At 73.5% G+C, this 17,626-nt stretch carries 15 protein-coding genes; 8 read left to right on the top strand and 7 right to left on the bottom strand.

What is annotated here, in order from left to right:
• Positions 1–4: 4 nt before the first annotated feature.
• A complete protein-coding gene (locus GA0070622_RS14765) occupies positions 5–952 on the bottom strand; it encodes an aldo/keto reductase (RefSeq protein WP_216642318.1) in 948 nt (315 codons plus the stop codon).
• 150 nt (positions 953–1,102) lie between these two features.
• Between GA0070622_RS14765 and GA0070622_RS14760 the strand changes: the two genes are divergently transcribed.
• Positions 1,103–3,337, top strand: a complete 2,235-nt coding sequence (locus GA0070622_RS14760) for a hypothetical protein (RefSeq protein WP_091573822.1) — start codon at positions 1,103–1,105, stop codon at positions 3,335–3,337.
• A 12-nt stretch (positions 3,338–3,349) separates the two neighbouring features.
• Here GA0070622_RS14760 and GA0070622_RS14755 read toward each other — a convergent pair whose 3' ends face one another.
• Positions 3,350–4,024 (bottom strand): DUF6891 domain-containing protein, encoded by a 675-nt coding sequence (locus GA0070622_RS14755; protein ID WP_141684577.1) that lies wholly within the window; start codon positions 4,022–4,024, stop codon positions 3,350–3,352.
• A gap of 81 nt (positions 4,025–4,105) precedes the next feature.
• On the opposite strand from GA0070622_RS14755, the gene GA0070622_RS14750 reads away from it, so the two are divergent.
• The 3 genes from GA0070622_RS14750 (at position 4,106) to GA0070622_RS14740 (ending at position 6,014) form a co-directional block, all read left to right on the top strand.
• Positions 4,106–4,471 carry an MmcQ/YjbR family DNA-binding protein gene (locus GA0070622_RS14750; RefSeq protein WP_091573820.1) on the top strand — a complete coding sequence of 122 codons (366 nt, stop codon included), beginning with the start codon at positions 4,106–4,108 and terminating at the stop codon, positions 4,469–4,471.
• A 75-nt stretch (positions 4,472–4,546) separates the two neighbouring features.
• Positions 4,547–4,963, top strand: coding sequence for a hypothetical protein (locus tag GA0070622_RS14745; RefSeq protein WP_091573819.1), 417 nt, complete (start codon positions 4,547–4,549; stop codon positions 4,961–4,963).
• A gap of 7 nt (positions 4,964–4,970) precedes the next feature.
• Entirely contained in the window at positions 4,971–6,014 is a 1,044-nt protein-coding gene (locus tag GA0070622_RS14740) for a polyprenyl synthetase family protein (RefSeq protein ID WP_091573818.1), read from the top strand.
• Here the strand turns inward: GA0070622_RS14740 and GA0070622_RS14735 are convergent.
• Both GA0070622_RS14735 and GA0070622_RS14730 read right to left on the bottom strand, forming a co-directional pair.
• Complete coding sequence (locus tag GA0070622_RS14735) at positions 6,011–6,835, bottom strand: endonuclease/exonuclease/phosphatase family protein (RefSeq protein WP_091573817.1); 825 nt, start codon at positions 6,833–6,835, stop codon at positions 6,011–6,013. The genes GA0070622_RS14740 and GA0070622_RS14735 overlap by 4 nt on opposite strands.
• A gap of 141 nt (positions 6,836–6,976) precedes the next feature.
• Entirely contained in the window at positions 6,977–8,119 is a 1,143-nt protein-coding gene (locus GA0070622_RS14730) for a glutathione-independent formaldehyde dehydrogenase (protein ID WP_091573816.1), read from the bottom strand.
• Between the two features lie 144 nt (positions 8,120–8,263).
• On the opposite strand from GA0070622_RS14730, the gene GA0070622_RS14725 reads away from it, so the two are divergent.
• The 3 genes from GA0070622_RS14725 (at position 8,264) to GA0070622_RS14715 (ending at position 12,135) form a co-directional block, all read left to right on the top strand.
• A complete protein-coding gene (locus GA0070622_RS14725) occupies positions 8,264–9,478 on the top strand; it encodes a low temperature requirement protein A (RefSeq protein ID WP_091573815.1) in 1,215 nt (404 codons plus the stop codon).
• A gap of 106 nt (positions 9,479–9,584) precedes the next feature.
• Entirely contained in the window at positions 9,585–11,174 is a 1,590-nt protein-coding gene (locus GA0070622_RS14720; RefSeq protein ID WP_091573814.1) for a glycoside hydrolase family 64 protein, read from the top strand.
• 115 nt (positions 11,175–11,289) lie between these two features.
• On the top strand, positions 11,290–12,135 hold the full coding sequence (locus GA0070622_RS14715; protein ID WP_091573813.1) for a hypothetical protein: 846 nt from the start codon (positions 11,290–11,292) through the stop codon (positions 12,133–12,135).
• Here GA0070622_RS14715 and GA0070622_RS14710 read toward each other — a convergent pair.
• Entirely contained in the window at positions 12,119–12,493 is a 375-nt protein-coding gene (locus tag GA0070622_RS14710; RefSeq protein ID WP_091573812.1) for a cupin domain-containing protein, read from the bottom strand. The two genes, GA0070622_RS14715 and GA0070622_RS14710, sit on opposite strands and share 17 nt — an antisense overlap.
• Before the next feature lie 105 nt (positions 12,494–12,598).
• Positions 12,599–13,822, bottom strand: a complete 1,224-nt coding sequence (locus GA0070622_RS14705) for a multidrug effflux MFS transporter (protein ID WP_091573811.1) — start codon at positions 13,820–13,822, stop codon at positions 12,599–12,601.
• A gap of 351 nt (positions 13,823–14,173) precedes the next feature.
• On the opposite strand from GA0070622_RS14705, the gene GA0070622_RS14700 reads away from it, so the two are divergent.
• Positions 14,174–15,979: a VWD domain-containing protein gene (locus tag GA0070622_RS14700; protein ID WP_176710490.1), complete on the top strand. Its 1,806-nt coding sequence runs from the start codon at positions 14,174–14,176 to the stop codon at positions 15,977–15,979.
• A gap of 82 nt (positions 15,980–16,061) precedes the next feature.
• Here GA0070622_RS14700 and GA0070622_RS14695 read toward each other — a convergent pair whose 3' ends face one another.
• Positions 16,062–17,525 (bottom strand): multicopper oxidase family protein, encoded by a 1,464-nt coding sequence (locus GA0070622_RS14695; protein WP_091573809.1) that lies wholly within the window; start codon positions 17,523–17,525, stop codon positions 16,062–16,064.
• Positions 17,526–17,626 lie beyond the last annotated feature (101 nt).

The raw sequence follows: 17,626 nt of genomic DNA, 5'->3' as shown, positions 1-17,626 counted from the left end.
CCGGTCAGGGCAGCGGCTCGCCCCGGGCGGCGAGCCACAGCTCGTACCACTCCTCGCGGGTCAGCTCCGGCTCGCGCGCGACGGCGTCCCGGCACGCCCGGATGCGGTCGGGACGCGCCGTGCCGATCACCGGCGCCACACCGGCCGGATGCCGCTGCACCCACCACAGGACGACGGCCTCCGGTGTGGTCCCCCTGCGCTCGGCGAGCGCGGCGACCACATCCGCCGTGGCCCGGTCGCCCGGCGTCCGGGGAGCGCCGGTGAATCGTCCCCCGGCGAGCGGGCCCCACGCCTGCAGACCGATCCGGTTCGCCCGGCAGTACTCGACGGTGCCCAGCGGGAATCCGGTCGCGGTGGACGCCGGCGTGTTCACCAGGACCCCCGCCTCCACCCAGTCCCGGCGGGCCAGGCTCATCTCCAACTGGTTCACGACGAGGGGAACCTCCAGCGGCTCCTGGAGGTGGGCGATCTGCGCCGCCGCCATGTTCGACACGCCGAACTGCCGCACCAGCCCCTGCCGGTGCAGCGAGGTCAGCGCCGCCGCCACGTCCTCCGGGTCGGCCAGCGGATCCGGGCGGTGCAGCAGCAGCACGTCGATCACGTCGGTGCGCAGCCGGGCCAGGCTCTCCTCGACGCTGCGCACGATGTGCGTCCCGCGCAGGTCGTACCGGCCCGGCCCGGCGTCGCCGTCCAGCCGGATGCCGCACTTGGTCTGCAGCAGGATGCGCGCCCGCAGGTCCGGCGCGCGGGCGAGCACCTCACCGAAGACGGCCTCGGACTTGCCGTGGCGGTAGATGTCCGCGTGGTCGAACGCGGTGACGCCGATCTCCAGGGCGGCCTCGACCGCCGCCTCCGCCGCCGCGATCTCCCGCGCGCCGTACGGTTCGGTGTTCCAGTCGCCGCCCAGGCCCATGCAGCCGTAGAGCAGTCGGTGATCGCGGATGTCGGCCATGAGACCTGGATAGCACAGGGCCGGAGGCGGCCGCCGTCGCACCGGGACCGGCGGGGCAGGCGTGATCGCCGGTGGAACGGGTAGGCGCGCCCCGCCACGCGGACGACCGGACGCCGGCCGGCCGGCGCCGGCGTCGACCTGGGAGGGGCCATGGCGGACACGCCGAGACCGCCGCGCCCGCCCTCCGGCTCCGGCGACGTGGTCGAGCTGCGGGTGCACGGCGTCTCGGGCGCCGACGCGCGGCGGATCCTGGACCGGCCGAACACGCGCCAGGTCACCGGCGACCGCAGCGGCGGCTTCCACCGTCCCCCGCCCGGTTACCCCGACACCCGCGGGCCGGGTGGGGTGCTCCTGGAGGCGTACCGGTGGAGCGAGCTGCCCTCGGGCACCGCGGTCCGGACCGTGTCCCTGGTCTTCCTGCTGCCCTTCATGCTCGGCAACGTGGCGCTCTGGATGCGGCCGGACGGTCAGGGCCCGGCCGCCACGACGGTGACGAAGGCGCTGTGCCGGGTGCTGGCGCTCACCCTGACCGCGCTGTACGTGCTCACCGTCGCCGGGGTGGCGCTGGACCAGGTCGGCTGGAAGTGCATGGCGATGCCGAGCTGCCTGTCCGGGCGGGCCTGGTTGTCCTGGCTCGGCGGCCGGCCGCTCGGCGTGCGGCTGGCCGTGCTCGCGCTGGTGCCGGCCGGCGCCGTCGTCCTGGTCTGGCGACTCGGCGCGGGCGCGAGCTGGAGCCGACAGGCGTTCCAGGGCGTACCCCGACCCTCGGGTACGCACCGACTCAGCGACGTGGGGCAGTGGGACGCCATGCCGGTGGTCGAGCGGCTGCGCGCGATCCACGTCGCCGCCGCGTTCGCCGTCCTGGACCTCGTCCTGCTGCTCGCCCGGGCCGGCGGCGGAGCCTCCCCCGGCACCGTCGCCCTGATGGTGACCGCCGGCGCCGTGCTCGTCGCCTGCTTCGGGCTGGTCTGCGCCCATCCGCTCGTCGACCGGCCCGAGCGGGTGCCGGGGCTCGACCGGGTCACCCGTGTCCTGCGCGTCACGTCCGGCGGGCTCACCGCGGTCGTCCTCGTCGCGGTGGCCGTGGACCCGGCGCCGTGGCCGTCGGCGGACGCGCTGCCCGGCTACGCCGCGACGGTGTCCTGGCTGTTCTTCGCGCAGACCCTGCTGTTGACCGCGCTCTGGGTGGTGGTGGTACGCGGACGCGGCCGCGCCCGGGAGGACGCGCCGCTGCGGGGGCTGGGCGCGCCGGTCCTCGCCGCCGTGGCCACCGGGGTGGCGGTGGCGTTCTCCGCCGAACTGGCCTACCGGGTCGGCGACCTGCTCGACCGGGGCGCGTCGACCGGGCTGTACTCACCCACCGGTCCGCCGCTCGCGTACAAGTGGGCGCTCTTCGCGTTCTTCCTCGCCGTGCTGGCCGCGGTGGCGGTCGGCGTCGTGGTGCTGCTGGCCTCCCGGCCGGGGCGACGCCGCGCCGCCCGCGCCGCGGTCGCCCGCGACTTCCCGGACGCCCCGCCCGAGGCCGCGCCGCGGCTCGACCAGGTCCGCAAGGTCGTCGCCCGGGCCCGGTTCACCGACCGGCTGGCGCCGCTCGCCGTGGTCTACGCCGGGCTCGCCGGGTTCGGCATGGCCACCAGCACGCTCGGCCTGCTGGGGCTCTACCCGGGGACCGTGCTCGAACGGTGGACCGGGATACCCGAGGGACTGGTCAACTTCGGCATCGCGATGGGCAGCTACGCGATCGCGGCGCTCGTGCTCGGGCTCGTGGTCGGCGGCCTGTTCGCGTACCGGACGGCGGAGTTCCGCCGCTACGTCGGGGTGCTGTGGGACCTGGGCACGTTCTGGCCCCGGATCGCGCACCCCTTCGCGCCCCGCTGCTATGCCGAGCGGGCCGTGCCGGAGCTGACCCGACGCATCTGCCATCTGACCTCGTGCGGCGACCGGGTGCTGCTCGCCGGGCACAGCCACGGCTCGGTGCTGCTCGCCGCGACCGTGCTCCAACTGCCGCCGGGCGTCGGTGACCGGGTGGCGCTGCTGACGTACGGCTCACCGCTGCGCCGCCTCTACGCCGAACTCTTCCCCGCCTACGTCGACGACGCCGCGCTGTGCGAGGTGGGCGACCGGGTCGGCTGGCGGTGGCTCAACCTCTGGCGCGACACCGACCCGGTGGGCAGCTGGATCTTCTCGCCGCACCGCGACGGCGAGCCGCCGACCGTCGCCGGACCGGTCGGCACGGTGGACCGGCGGCTGCGCGACCCGTGCGGCGTCGTGGTGCCCACGACCGACACCGTCTCGCCGCCCATCGTCGGACACTGGCCCGGCGAGAACGATCCCCGATTCGACGACGCGGTCCGGGACCTCGCGGAGCGGCTGCGCCGGACCTGACGTCGCGACCCGTCACGTCAGCGGCGCGTACCACCGGGCGCCGCTGACCCGGATCCGGGTGGACTGCCGCCGGTTCCACTCCACCCGCATGCCGTGCCGGTGGAGCACCGGGAACACCTCCCCGTCGAGCAGCCGTTCCAGGTCCGCCTGGTAGCGGGCCCGCTGGTCGGCCTCGCTGAGAGCGTCGTAGGCGGCCTCGTCGAAGTCGGCCGGCGGGTAGACGCCGTAGCCGAGGTAGACCCCGCCGTCCTCGCTCGCGAGCAACGCCTCCGTGTCCTGCTGGTGGAACCAGAGGTAGCCCCGCCAGTGGCGCGAGTCGTCCCGCTCGTCGTGGATCTCGGCCGCCGCGCAGGTGCCGCAGCAGCTGAAGTTCTCTCGGGCCAGCACGCCGATCCCGTTCAGCTCGGCGAAGGCGCGGGTCAGGTTGCCCCGCACCTCGCCCCAACCGCGCTGCTGCTCCCGCCGCGCGGTCACCGCCCGCTCGAAGGCGGCCCGCAGCTCGTCGTCGGTGGCGCCGTGCCGCTCGTCGTCGTCGTCGAAGAAGTCCACGAAGTCGTTCGGGTCGACCTCGCCGCGGACCACCCGGCCCCAGATCTCGGCCTCGATCTCGCCGCGGCCGGGCTCGCCGATCCGCTCGGTCAGGAAGGTGATGCCCGCCGGGCGTTCGTTGTAGATCCATCCGGTCACGGCCGCCACCCTCCCACGCCCCTCCGACAGATCGACCCCACCGGAGGTCACCGTCCCCCGACGCTGTCGTACCGTGGATCGATGACGGACATCGTGGCGGCCATCCGGCGGACCTGCCTGGCGCTGCCCGAGGTGACGGAGCGGCTGAGCCACGGCACCCCGACCTGGTTCGTCCGCGGCCGGACGTCGTTCGCCTCGGTCTGGCCCGACGGGCACCACCGGGACGAGTTCCCGCACCTGTGGTGCGCCGCGCCGGCCGGCGCGGCCGTCGAGCTGGTCGCGGTCGACCCGCGCACCTTCTTCCGTCCGCCCTACGTCGGGCACCGGGGCTGGATCGGCGTACGCCTCGACACCGGCATCGGCGAGGCCGAGCTGGCCGAGGTCATCCGGGACGGCTACCGGTCGGTGGCGCCGCCCGCCCTGCGGGCCCGGCTCGATCAACCCTGACCTGCGTCGATACGCTGAGTCACCATCGCGACACACCTCTGGCCCGCCGTCGGCACCCGGGTGAACACTGCGCCCATGGAGAACGGCGAGCGTGAGCGCACCAACGAACGTTTCGAGAAGGTGGCCGGCGAGACCTCCGAGACCGTCACCCACGCGGCCTCGGTGCTGGAGGAGGAACTCGCGGCGGGGCTGGCCGGCGCCCGGCGGCTCGAGGAGAAGCTGAGCGCGGACCGCAGGGTGGACCCGGAGGCGTTCGACGAACTCGTCGCGCGGGTCCGCACCGACGGGCACGCCCTCATCGACACCGTGGTCGCGCAACTGAAGATGGCCGACGACCAGCGCGGTGAGGTCGTCCGCCGCTACACCTCGGACGCGCACGACGCGCTGGACACCGTCCTCAATCTCGCGCGGCTGGCCCCGGACGTGGCCAACGGGCTCGCGGACCGGCTGGCGACGCCGGCCCCGCGCAGCCGGCCGCGGTCGGAGAAGTAGCCGGGCGATGGCGCCGACCACCGGAGTGGCCGGCGGGCACGTGGAACGGGTGCTGGAGCGCTATCGCGGGCTCGCCCTCGGCGCGCTGCTCGACGACCTGCCGTCGGGCGGTCCGCGATACCTCTACGACCTGGTCGCGGAGTATCCGCGCCGGTGGGGCAAGGGGCTGCGGGCCGCGCTCTGCCTCGCCACGTGCCGGGCGTTCGGCGGCGCGGAGGCGGTGGGGCTCAACGCCGCCGTCACCGTGGAGCTGTTCCACAATGCCTTCCTCATCCACGACGACATCCAGGACGAGAGCGAGCAGCGGCGCGGGGCGGCGACCCTGCACGCCGAGTACGGCGTCGGCGTGGCCCTGAACGTGGGCAACATGACCAACCTGCTGGCGTTGCAGCGGCTCGCCGCGAACCGGGCGGCGCTCGGTTCCGGGATCGCCTGGCGGCTGTTCGAGGAGACCGAGCTCATGCTGCGCCACTCCCTGGAGGGGCAGGCGATCGAGATCGGCTGGATCCGCGACAACGTGTCCGAGCTGGACGCGGACGACTACTACCGGATGTGCCTGAAGAAGACCTCCTGGTACACGTGCATCTACCCGTGCCGGGCCGGGATCCTCGTCGCCACCGGCCGGCAGAACGCGGTCGACGTGCTGGACCGCTACGGGTGGTACCTGGGCGCGGCGTTCCAGATCCAGGACGACGCGCTCAACCTCGTCGGCGACTACGCCCGCTACGGCAAGGAGATCGCCGGCGATCTCTGGGAGGGCAAGCGGACGCTCATCCTGATCGACTTCATGCGACGGTGCACCGCCGACGAACGCGAGCGGACGCTCGACTTCCTGAGCCGGCGGCGCGGGCAGCGCACCGCGTCCGAGGTGCGCTGGCTGCACGGGCGGCTGCTCGCCTACGACTGCGTGGAGTCGGCGCGGCGCAGCGCCCGGGACCTCGCGGAGGCCGCCCGGCGCGAGGGGCAGCGGGCGTTGGGAGCGGCGGCCGACACCGAGGACGGCCGGTTCCTGCTCGACCTGACGGACTACGTGGTCGAGCGCCACCGTTAGGGCGCGACCGGCCCGCCGTCCGGCGTGCCACCGACCGTCAGCACCGCGAGCAGCGCCGGATGGTCGGTGGTCCCCCGCATGCCCACCGCGCGGTGGCAGCAGATCGTGACGCCACGGGTGGTCACGATCTGCTGCCGGGCGCCGTCGTCGACGCGCACGTGGTCCGGTGGCACGCACGACCGCACGTCCGGGGCGCCGCCCCGGCTCAGGTTGAGGTCGCCGCCGAGCACCGCCGACGCGTACCCGGCGCCCCGGCGGAGCTCCGGCAGCACCGTGTCGAGCAGGTGGGCGCACTGGGCCAGCGCGACGGCGCCGCTGGTGTTCGCCAGGTGGGTCGTGCAGGCGTGCAACGCGTCCCCGACCCGCAGGCAGAGCCAGGCCCGCTCCTCGGGATCGGCGAGATCCTGCGTCGGGTGGATCCCACCGCGGACGTCGGGGCGGGCGTCGCGGGTGTCGAGCCGGGCGACCAGCCCGATGCCGAACGGCTGCCCGTTGCGGCAGCGGGTGACGGAGCGGCTGGGCCGGTCCCCGGCGGCCTGGAACGCCGACCGGACCGTCCCACGGGGATGGACGGCGGCGAGCGCACGCTCCAGCACGGGCAGGTCGTCCCGGCAGATCTCGTTGACGGTGACCACGTCCGGCGTCTCGGCGGCGATCACCTCGACGGCCTCGGGCACGGCTCGGCCGGTGTAGCAGCCGGCGCGTCCGCTGTTGCACAGGTTCATCTGGAGCATCCGCAGCGTCGTCGGACCGGTCGCCCCGGCCGTGGACGAGCCGGCGGGCAGGGCGGCCACCACGAGCAGGCCCACGACGGCCAGCACCCGGCGGGCCCGCCGGGTGACGCGGGTGGGTGACGGCTCGGAAACGCGGGACTCCGACGGGGGTGGCGGACTCGGGCGGGACGAGCCGTGATCCTACCGCCGGTCCGGGGCGCACCGTCGCCGCCGCGCCCCGGGCCCCGGTCAGCCGCCGGGATGCAGCAGCACCTTGGTCCAGCCCTGGTCGCGTCGGTCGAAGTGCCCGTACGCCTCGGGCGCCTGGGCCAGCGGCAGTTCGTGGGAGACCAGGAACGACGGTCGCGCCCGGCCGGCGATGATGAGGTCGCGCAGTTGCCGGTTGTAGCGCATCACCGGGCACTGCCCGGTGCCCATCCGCTGGCCCTTGCTGAAGAAGGTGCCGTACTGCCAGCCGATGCGGCCCTGCTGGGCCTTCTTGTCGGGCGCGCCGGGGTCCTGCGGGACGTAGACGCCGACCACGCCGATCCCGCCGGTGGAGCGGACCACGTCGACGAGGTTGTCCAGCACCAGTTCGGGGTGCTCGTCGCCGGACGGGTCGTGGGCCTGGAAGCCGACGGCCTCCACGCCGCAGTCGGCGCCGACGCCGTCGGTGGCGTCCATGATCTGCTGCACCGGGTCGCCGTCGGCGAAGTTGATCGGGAGGCCGCCGATCTTCTCGGCCATGGCGAGGCGGTCCGGCTCCTTGTCCACCACGAAGACGCGGTCGGCGCCCTTGATCAGCGCGCTGTGCGCGGCCATCAGGCCGACCGGGCCGGCGCCGAAGACCGCGACCGTGTCGCCGGGGGCCTGCCCGGCGAGTTCGGTGCCGTGCCAGCCGGTCGGGAAGATGTCCGACAGCATGGTGAAGTCGTTCTCGTGCTCCGTGCCGGGCGGCAGGTGCAGCAGGTTGAAGTCGGCGTACGGCACCCGCAGGTACTCGGCCTGGCCGCCGTCGTACGGGCCCATGTTGGCGTAGCCGTAGGCGGCGCCGTCCATTCCCTCGGTCGGGTTGGTGCGCAGGCAGAAGCTGGTCCAACCGTGCGCGCAGTTGCGGCAGGTGCCGCAGGCGATGTTGAACGGCACCGAGACGCGGTCGCCGACCCGGATCCGGGTGACGGCGTCGCCGACGGCCTCGACGACGCCCATGTTCTCGTGGCCGAGGATCTTGCCCTCCTCGACCGAGGTGCGTCCCTCGTACATGTGCAGGTCGGAGCCGCAGATGTTGGTGGTGGTGATGCGGATGACCGCGTCGGTCGGGGCCTGGACCGTGGGGTCGGGCCGGTCCTCGACGGTGACCTCGTGCGGGCCCCGGTACACGAGAGCCTTCATGGCGTGCTCCTGGAGGATCGGTGGGTTCGCGGGCGTCTTCTGTCACCTTTCCACCGTCTCGCCCCGGAAACCGTGGGTCGCGAAAAAGCTGCCGAATAGCGCGTTCGACCTCGACCCGATCGGGCGGTCGGGTTGGATCGGGTGATGGGTGCACGCCGTCCCGGGGTCGGGGTCGGGATGTTGCGGGGCCCGGGCAGCGGCCCGCACGCGACGTTCGCCGAACTGTTCTTCGACCTGGTCGTGGTGTTCGCGCTGACCCGGCTCGCGGCACAGGCGGTCCCCGGGCTGTCGGCGCCGGCGCCCGCGGACCGGTGGATGGCGGCGGCTCGGACGCTGCTGCTGTTCCTGCCCCTGACCTGGGCGTGGACCATCACGTCGTACGTGACGGCCCGGTTCGAACCCCGCCTCGTCGGGGTCCGCCTCGCGGTCGTGGTCAGCGCGTTCGGGCTGTTCATGATGGCGTCGGCCGTCCCCGCCGCGTTCGACGCCCGGGGCATGACCTTCGCCCTGTCGTACGTCCTGCTCCAGGTCGGCCGCACCGTGGGCTTCGGCCTCCTGCTGGGCGGCCTTCCGCTGCAACGCCTCTACTTCCGGTCCGGCGCCTGGTACTGCCTGAGCGCGATTCCCTGGTTGTGGGGCGCCACGGTGTCGGAGACCGCTCGCACCGTGCTGTGGACCATCGCCATCGCCATCGACCTCGGCGCGGCCCGGCTCGGTTGGCCACTTCCCCGACTCGGCCGCGGGCGGGCGGCGGCCTGGGAGACCGGGGGCGCGCATCTGAGCGACCGGTACCGGCAGTTCCTGATGATCGCGCTCGGGGAGGGTGTGATCTCCGTCGGCATCGCCTACACGAACGAGGGGACGCCGGAGGCGGCGCACACGTGCGGGGTGGTCGTGTCGTTCGTGACCACGGTGCTGCTGTGGCGGATCTACTTCTTCCGCTCCGGCGAGCTGCTCGGCGAGGCGGTGGACGCGGCCGACGACCGCGCCGCGTTCGGTCGCTCGGTGGCCTTCGCCCACACCGTCATGATCTTCGGCATCGTGGTGGTCGCGGTCGGTTACGGGCTGGTGCTGGACCACCCGTTCGCGCGGCCCTATCCGGTCTGGCTGGCGGTGGTGCTCGGCGGACCGATGATCTACCTGCTGGGCCGGGCCCGCCTGGAACGCCTCGTGTTCGACCGCGTGTCCCCGCGTCGGCTCCTCGGCGTGGCCTGCCTCGCCCTGCTGGCGGTGCCGGGTCACGCGGCCGGCCTGCTGGCCGCCTCGATCGGCGCGGCCCTGGTCCTCCTGCTCGTCGCGGTGCTCGACGCGCGCGCGGCGGTGCGCGTGCCGGAGGAGCACCCGACCCCCGCCCGCTGAGGGCGGAGCAGCGCAAGGCATCGAGACGCACCTATTGACAAAGGTTGTTTCCGAATTCACGCTCAGAGAGCGCTCTCTCCCATCCCGCCACCACCCGAGGTGTTCCATGCGTCTCCGAAGAAGACTGCTCGCTGCCGCGTCCGCCCTGCTCGTCGGCGTGGCCGGTGGCCTGCCCCTCGCCCTGCCCGCGCACGCGGTCGGCCCGTCCCTGCTACCGGTCACGGTCACCAACACCACCGGGCGCGCCGACGCGGTGCACCTCTACGTCATCGGCACCAACCTGACCACCGGCCGGCTCGGGTACGTGACCTCGGCCGGCACGTTCGTGCCCTGGACCGGCGGCCAGATTCCGCCCGCGCCCGCGCCCGACGTCTCCATCCCCGGCCCCGCCAACGGCGGCAGCACCACCATCCGGTTCCCGCGCGGATTCTCCGGTCGGGTCTACTTCGCCCTCGGGCGGAAGCTGACGTTCCTCCTCACCCCCGACGGGCTCGTCCAACCCGCCCCCTGGGCAGCCGGCGACGCCAACCGCGACGTCCTCTTCGACTGGAGCGAGTTCACCTACAACGACGCCGGCCTGTGGCTGAACAGCTCGCAGGTCGACATGTTCGCCGTGCCGCACGCGGTCACCGTGACCGGCGCCGGCGGCGTCACCCGACGCACCGGCGACGTGGTGGCCAACGGACGCGACGCGGTCATCGACGGGATCCGGGCGCAGCCGGGCTGGGCCAACACCGTCCAGACCCGCTCGGACGGCACCGTGCTGCGCGTGCTGGCCCCGGGCAAGGCGGCCGGCGCCGGGCTGCTCAGCGCCACCTATCTGGACTCGTACATCGCCGCCGCGTGGAACGCGTACACCACGAGGACGCTGACCGTGGCGCCCTTCACCGACCAGCCGGCGGTCCGCTACTACGGCCGGACCTCCGGCACCACCATGACCTTCACCAACGGCAGCGGCCAGGTGGTCGCCTCGTTCCGCCGGCCCTCCTCGGCCAGCGTCTGGGGCTGCGACGGCGACCTGCCCGCACCCAACGACCAGGTCGTCGGCCCGATCTCGCGGACGCTCTGCGCCGCGCTCAACCGCGGCACCCTCGGCACCGTCGACACCCAACCCAGCACCGACGCGGCCGCCTTCTACCGCAACAGCCCCACCAACCAGTACGCCCGCCTGATCCACGCCAACATGGCCGACGGCAGGGCGTACGCGTTCGCCTTCGACGACGTCGGCGGCTTCGAGTCGCTGGTGCACGACGGCGATCCCCGCTCCGCCGGACTGATCCTCAGCCCGTTCGGCGCGGGCGGGACCGGCACCTCGACCAGCGCACTCGTCAGCAGCCTGAACGACAAGTGCGTCGACGTGCCCGGCTCGAACTTCGTCGACCGCGCCCCGCTGCAGATGTGGACCTGCAACAACACCAACGCGCAGCGGTGGACGTTCAGCGGCGCCGCCCTGCGCAGCCAGAACGGCAAGTGCATGGACGTCGACGGTGGCTCGACCGCCAACGGCGCCACGGTGCAGCTCTACACCTGCAACGGCACCGGCGCCCAGCAGTTCACCCTCACCGCGGCCGGCGACCTGGTCAACCTCCAGGCGAACAAGTGCGTCGACATCAAGGACCGCAACACGGGCGACGGCGCGCGGCTGCAATTGTGGGACTGCTCGGGCACCCCCAACCAGAAGTGGCGCCGGGGGTGAGCGCCGGCCGCCCGCGCTACCGGACCTGACCCCTTCGGGCCGGACACGCCGAGCCGCTGGCACGTACGATCGATGAGGTTCGACGTGTCGGCGGCGGCGAAGGGCGGTTTCCGGGATGGGGCCGGACGAGCGGGAACGACTCTTCGACCGGGCGCGCGAGCGCTCCACCGCGCGCGCGTCCTGGCCGGAGGCGGACCGGTTGTGGACCGACGTCGTCGCCGCCTACCAGGAGGCGGTACGCGGTCCCGGTCGGGTGGATCCCCACGACCGGCGGCAACTGGCCCGGGCGCTCTGGCGACACGGCATGCTCCTGGCCGCGCGCGGCCGAGCGGCCGAGGGGCTGACGCCGGGCCGCGAGGCCGTCGCCCTCTTCGAGGAGCTGAACGACGCCGCGCGCGCCGCGACCGGCCCGCAGCGGGACGAGGCGCTGGCCGAGCTGATCACGGCGGTGCTGGATCTCGCCGAGACCGCCTACGCCGCCGGTCAGCCCACCCTGCGGATGGAGCTGCTCGACCGGGCGGTGCAGGTGGGGTTGCACACCGCCGGCCCGCCCCCGGCCGCCGGACCCCGCACGCGCGAGGCGATGGGGACGGCGTACCACAACCAGGCGACCGCGTTGCTGGAGCGGGCCCGGACCGGCCGGTCGTCCGAGGCCGACGCCCGGGCGGCGGCGCTCGCCGCGTCGCGGGCCTGCGAGCTGCGGCAGCGCCTGCTCGACCCGAGCCGCCCGCTCAGCCTGTGGGAGATGGCCAACACCTACGGCATCTACGCCCAGTGCCTGGTCGCCATCGGCGACGTCGACCGCGCCCGGATGGTGCTCGGCCTGGGCAACCGGTTCGTGGCGGTGCTCGGGCCGGCGGGTGAGCAACCGGCAGCCAAGCTGCGCGCCGCGGCCGAGATGCTCGCCCGACGGCAGGCGTCGTCCCGCGGCGGCCGCCGGCGGTTCAGTCCACCCTGGTGAGCAGCGGCTTGCCCTTCTCCACCACGTAGGTGGCGAGCTCGACCGCGATGCCGCGCCCGACGTTGCGGGCCTGGTGGTGCACGCCGTACCCGACGGTGAGGGCGTCGCCCGCGTGGCACACCACCGGTGGGTGGCCGTCGAGCCGATACTCCAGCGACCCCTGGAGCACGTAGATGATCTCTTCACCGGGGTGGAAGTGCGTGAACGGCGGCGAGTCCGGCGTGAACTCCACCCGGGTCTGCACGACCTCACGCCCCGGCACGCTCAGGTCGTGGCGTTGCAGGTCGACGCGCCACAGCCCCGGCGCCGCCTCGACCGCGGCCGGACTGATGCCGTCCGGTCGAACCGTCCCACCCATCGTGCCCTCCCGACCGTGCCCCGCCGCGCCGACCGTCGTCCTGGTCGAACGATAGGCGGCCCGGGGCGGCCCGGGACGGGAACGACGGAACAACCGGACGGTCCGTCAGTGCACGACCACGACCGCCGGCGCCGGCTCCAGGTCGGCCAGCCGGGCCGGTCGGACGACCAGCAGCAGCACCGCCAGCGCCGCCACCATGCCACCGGCCACCACCAGGGCCATCGCCAGCGCGCCGGTGCCCAGCACGCCCACCAGCGGCGCGGCCACCGCACCCACGCCGAACTGCACGGCGCCGAGCAGGGCGGAGGCGGTGCCGGCCGCCTCGCCGTGCCGGGACAGCGCCAACGCCGGGGCGTTCGGCATCGCCAGACCCGCCGCCGCCAGCACCACCCACAACGACACCAGCAGCGCGGGCAGCCCACCGAGGCCGGTCGCCGCGAAGGCCACCAGCGCCAGCCCCGCCAGGGTCCCCACACCCAGCGAGGCGACGAGGATCCGCTGCGGCGGGTAGCGGCGCAGCAGCCGCACGTTGTACTGGGTCGCGCCGATCAGGCCCACCGCGCCCGCCCCGAACGCCAGCCCGAACTGCTGCTCGTCGAGCCCGTACCCCTGTTGCAGGACGAACGACGAGCCGGCCACGTACGCGAACAGCGCCGCCATGGCCAGGCCGGCGACCAGGACCAGGCCCACGAAGACACGGTCGCGCAGCAACGAGCCGTACAGGCCCACGGTGGCGACGACGCCGCCGCGACGACGGCGCGCGGGTGGCAGCGTCTCCGGCAGGCCGAGCGCGGCCACCGCGACGAGCAGCACGCCGAAGACGGCCAGGGTCACGAAGACGCCACGCCAGTCCGTCCACCGCAGCACGCCACCGCCGAGGGTCGGGGCGAGAACCGGCGCCGCGCCCATCACCAGCAGCAGCCGGGAGAGCAGGGTGGCGAAGGCCCGGCCGCTGAACAGGTCCCGGACCACCGCCATCGCCACCACCGTGGTGGCGGCGACGCCGAGGCCCTGCACCACCCGCAGGACGCCGAGGACGGCGATGTCGGGCGCCACGACGCAGAGCGCCGACGCCACGACGTGCAGCGCCAGGCCGGCGACCAGCGGGCCACGCCGGCCGACGGCGTCCGAGAGCGGCCCGATCAGCAGCTGGCCCAGGGCGAGGCCGGCGAGCGTGCCGGTCAGTGTCAGCTGGACCGCCGCCGAGGAGGTCGCGAAGTCGGCGACGATCGCGGGCAGCGCGGGCAGGTACATGTCGATCGTCAGCGGACCGATCGCGATCAGCGAGCCGAGGACCAGCACGAGCCGCAGCCGTTGCCCCCGGCTCATCAGGTCACCGGGCGTGGGGGCGGGAGTCGTCCCGGCCGGGAGGACATCGGTCATCGGAGGACCTCCACCCGGTCAGGACACGACGAGGCGGAGGACGGTGCGACAGTCACACCTGGGTTCAAATCCTCGTCACCCGGGCTGATTCCCCCTCCGCGCAGAGGTAACGGGCGTCACACCCGGCGGAGCTGACAGCGCCCGCGCGGCTTCCGAGAACGCGCACTTCCGACGTGTCACAACGCCGTCACAACGAGTGATCGCCTCCCGTATCGATGGTTGCCTTTCCCTGTCCGGCGACATGACTGCCGGCTAGTGGATGGAGCGGCGATGGGGCTCTTTGCTCGAACACGCGGGGTGACCCGCAGACTGACCGGCGTCACGGCGCTGGCGGTGCTGATCGCGGTGGGCGGATCCGCCGCGACGGCGAACGCGGCACCCTCGGCCACGAGCCTGAAGGCGTGGCAGACGGAGATCACCGCGGTCCCGCACCCGTCGGCGAAGGGATGCTTCACCGCCGACTATCCCCGACTGGCGTGGCAGCGGGCCACCTGCGCCTCCGCGCCGGCGATCCCGATGACGCCCAAGCGCAGCATCCGCCCACTGGTGGTGGGCAACGGCAACGACATCTCCGCCCAGGCGCCGAGCGGGTTCATCTCCGAGTCGTCCGGCACGTTCGAGAACATCGTCAACGTGACGAGCGAGAGTTCGCCCATCGCCAACGCCGGGCCGCCCGTGGCGAACGCCTACACCCTCCAGATCAACACCGACTTCTTCGCCAGCACGGCCTGCGCCGGGTCGCCCAACGCCGGGTGCCGGGGCTGGCAGCAGTTCGTCTACGCCAACAACGGCTCCAGCGGCCAGGTGTTCATCCAGTACTGGCTCCTCCAGTACAACGCGGCCTGCCCGGCCGGCGGCTGGACCCAGTTCTCGTTCACCGGCGACCCCGACATCTACTGCTACCGCAACAGCCCGGGCGCGGCAGCCGTGCCCAACCAGCCGATCACCAACCTCGGGGCGCTGCGGCTGACCGGCACGGTGAACGCGACGAGTGACAGCGCCACCCTGTTCGTGGGCGCCACCGCCTACACCGCGGCGGGTTCCAACTCCGTCAACGCGGCGGCCGGCTGGACCACGTCCGAGTTCAACGTGTTCGGCTACGGCGGCAACAGCGACGGCGGAGGCGCGGCCACCTTCAACGCCGGCGCGTCGCTGAACGTCCGGACGAGGATCACCTACGGGGGCACCGCCGCCCCGATCTGCGTGGCCCAGGGCTTCACCGGCGAGACCAACAACCTCAACTTCGGCTCGCCCGCGCCGGCCGCCACCGCGCCCGGCCCCGCCGTGGTCTTCGTGGAGAACACCGCGGGCGGCGCGGCGACCAACTGCGCCGCGGCCTCCGTCATCGGCGACACCCACCAGCACACGTTCGCCGGCCTGCTCTACGACTTCCAGGCCTCCGGCGACTTCGTCGAGGCGCAGGCCGGCAGCGGCTTCGAGGTGCAGACCCGCAAGGCGTCCGGCGCGCCCACCTGGCCCAACGCCTCGGTCGACCGCTCGGTCGCCACGCGGATGGGCAGCACCAAGGTGGCGCTCTGCGACGGCAAGAGCCTCGTCGTGGACGGCCGGACCAGGGACCTCCCGTCCGACGGCGCGCTGCATCTGCCCTCGGGCGTGGACATCCACCGGATCGGCAACGTGTACGTGGTGACCGACTCCAGCGGCAACAGCATCCGGGTGACGGTCAACAGCGGCTACATCGACGTGGCGGTCGGTCTCGGCACGTACCCGACCCCGGTGGTCGGCCTGCTCGGCAACCCCGACGGCGATCCGAAGCGCCTCGCTGCCAAGGACGGCACCCAGTTCGCCGTCCCGCTCTCCTTCGACGACCTCTACCAGCGCTTCGGCGCCAGTTGGCGGGTCGCCCCGATCCGGACCCTGCTGGCGCCCTGCGGCGCGGTCGCCTCCGGCAACCCGTCCGCGCCGTTCTTCGCCCGGGACCTCGACGAGGAACTCCGCAAGCGGGCCGAGGCGACCTGCCTCCAGTACAAGGTGCGGCAGGAGTGGCTCGACGCCTGCACCCTGGACGTCGCGGTGGTCGGCGGCCGGGCCGCCCTCACGTACGTCGGTCTGGTGCCGCCGGTCGTCAACGGCAACCGGTGACAGTGACGCCGGGAGCGGTCCGCACGCGGCGGTCCGCTCCCGGCGCCCTCCAGAAGGTCGATGATCGTCTCGTCCCGCCGACTCAGACGATCCGGAGGTTGGCCATCATGCCCATCGCGCTGTGGTCGACCATGTGGCAGTGGTAGGGGTAGACGCCGCGCCAGGTGTCGAAGGTGGCCTGGAGCCGGACGCTCTGCCCCGGCCAGACGATCACGGTGTCCTTCAGGCCGGACTCGGTGGGATCGGCCGGCGCGCCGTTGCGGTCGAGCACCCGGAACTGCACCAGGTGCAGGTGGAAGTTGTGCGGCATGAGGGTGTTGGCGTTCGTCACCGTCCACTCCTCGGTGCTGCCCCAGGCGACGGTCGTGTCGATCCGGGCCGGGTCGAAGACCTTCCCGTCGATGTACGCCCGGTGCCCGCCGGAGCCCGCCTCGTCCATCCGCAGCTCGATGCTGCGGCGCACGGTCGGCGTCGGCGGCGCCGGCAGGGTGCGCAGCCGCTGCGGCACCGAGGTGCGGTCCCGCCCCCGCGCCGCTACGACGTCGAAGCGCATCACCTGGCCCACCTGCTCGGCCGGGCCCGGCCCCAGCATGTTCTGCAGGACCACGGAGGTGCCCGGCTGGTAGCGGGCGAAGTCGACCACCACGTCGAGCCGCTCGCCGGGCGAGAACAGCAGGTACTGCATGGTCACCGGCGCCTCCAGCAGCCCGCCGTCGGAGCCGATCACCGTGATGTCCCCGCCGTCGGCCAGGCGGAGCAGAAAGAACCGTAGGTTGCTGGCGTTGACCAGGCGGAAGCGGTATCGCCGGGCCTGCACCTCGAAGCGCGGCCACGGCCGCCCGTTGACCAACAGGGTGGTCCGGTTGTCGGCGTCGTCCATGGTCCAGACCAGCTGGGCGTTCGCGTCCAGATGGGCGTCGCGCAGCACCAGCGGCACGTCGAACTGGCCGGCGGGCAGCGGAAGCGCCGCCTCGGTGCGGTCGGTGAGCAGATAGAGGCTGGACAGGCCCCGGTAGAGGTGCTCGGCCTCCATGTGGTGGGTGTGGTCGTGCATCCAGAGCGTGGCGTGCGGCTGCCGGTTCGGATAGGTGTAGACGCGCTCGCCGCCGGGCGGGATCGTGGCGTCGCCCGAGCCATCGTCGCCGGGGGCGGTGGCGCCGCCGTGCAGGTGCACCGCCGTGGGCATGGCGAGCCGGTTGCGCTGGCGTACCACCACCCGGCGGCCGGACCGGGCGCGGATGGTCGGGCCGGGCAGGTCGCCGTTGTAGGTGAACACCTCGGTACGGGTGCCCGGCACGATCTCCAGTCGCCTCCGGTGCATGGTGACCGAGTAGTAGTCCGTGGTGGCGGTCCGCAGCACCGGGCGCAGCGTCTGCGGCACGGTCAACGGGACGGTAAACGGGGTGACGGGCGTGGCGCTCGGCGCGGCGACCTCCGCCGTGGCGGGGGTCGCGGCCAGCTGTCCGGCGAGGCCGGCCAGGCCGCCGGTCGCCCCGACGATGCCCGACGCCGCGCCGAGGCGCAGCAGTTGACGACGAGTCGACACGGCAGTTCCTTCCACCGACGGTGAGTGTGCGAGATCCGGCAGCCGCCACCGGGCGGTCGTCGCAGGCCGATGATGCCGGGCGTCCGGACGCGGGAGGACCC

The organism is Micromonospora sediminicola, assembly GCF_900089585.1.
GTDB lineage: Bacteria > Actinomycetota > Actinomycetes > Mycobacteriales > Micromonosporaceae > Micromonospora > Micromonospora sediminicola.
The sequence above is the reverse complement of the archived record's forward strand: the minus strand, read 5'-3'. Positions and strand labels throughout refer to the sequence as shown.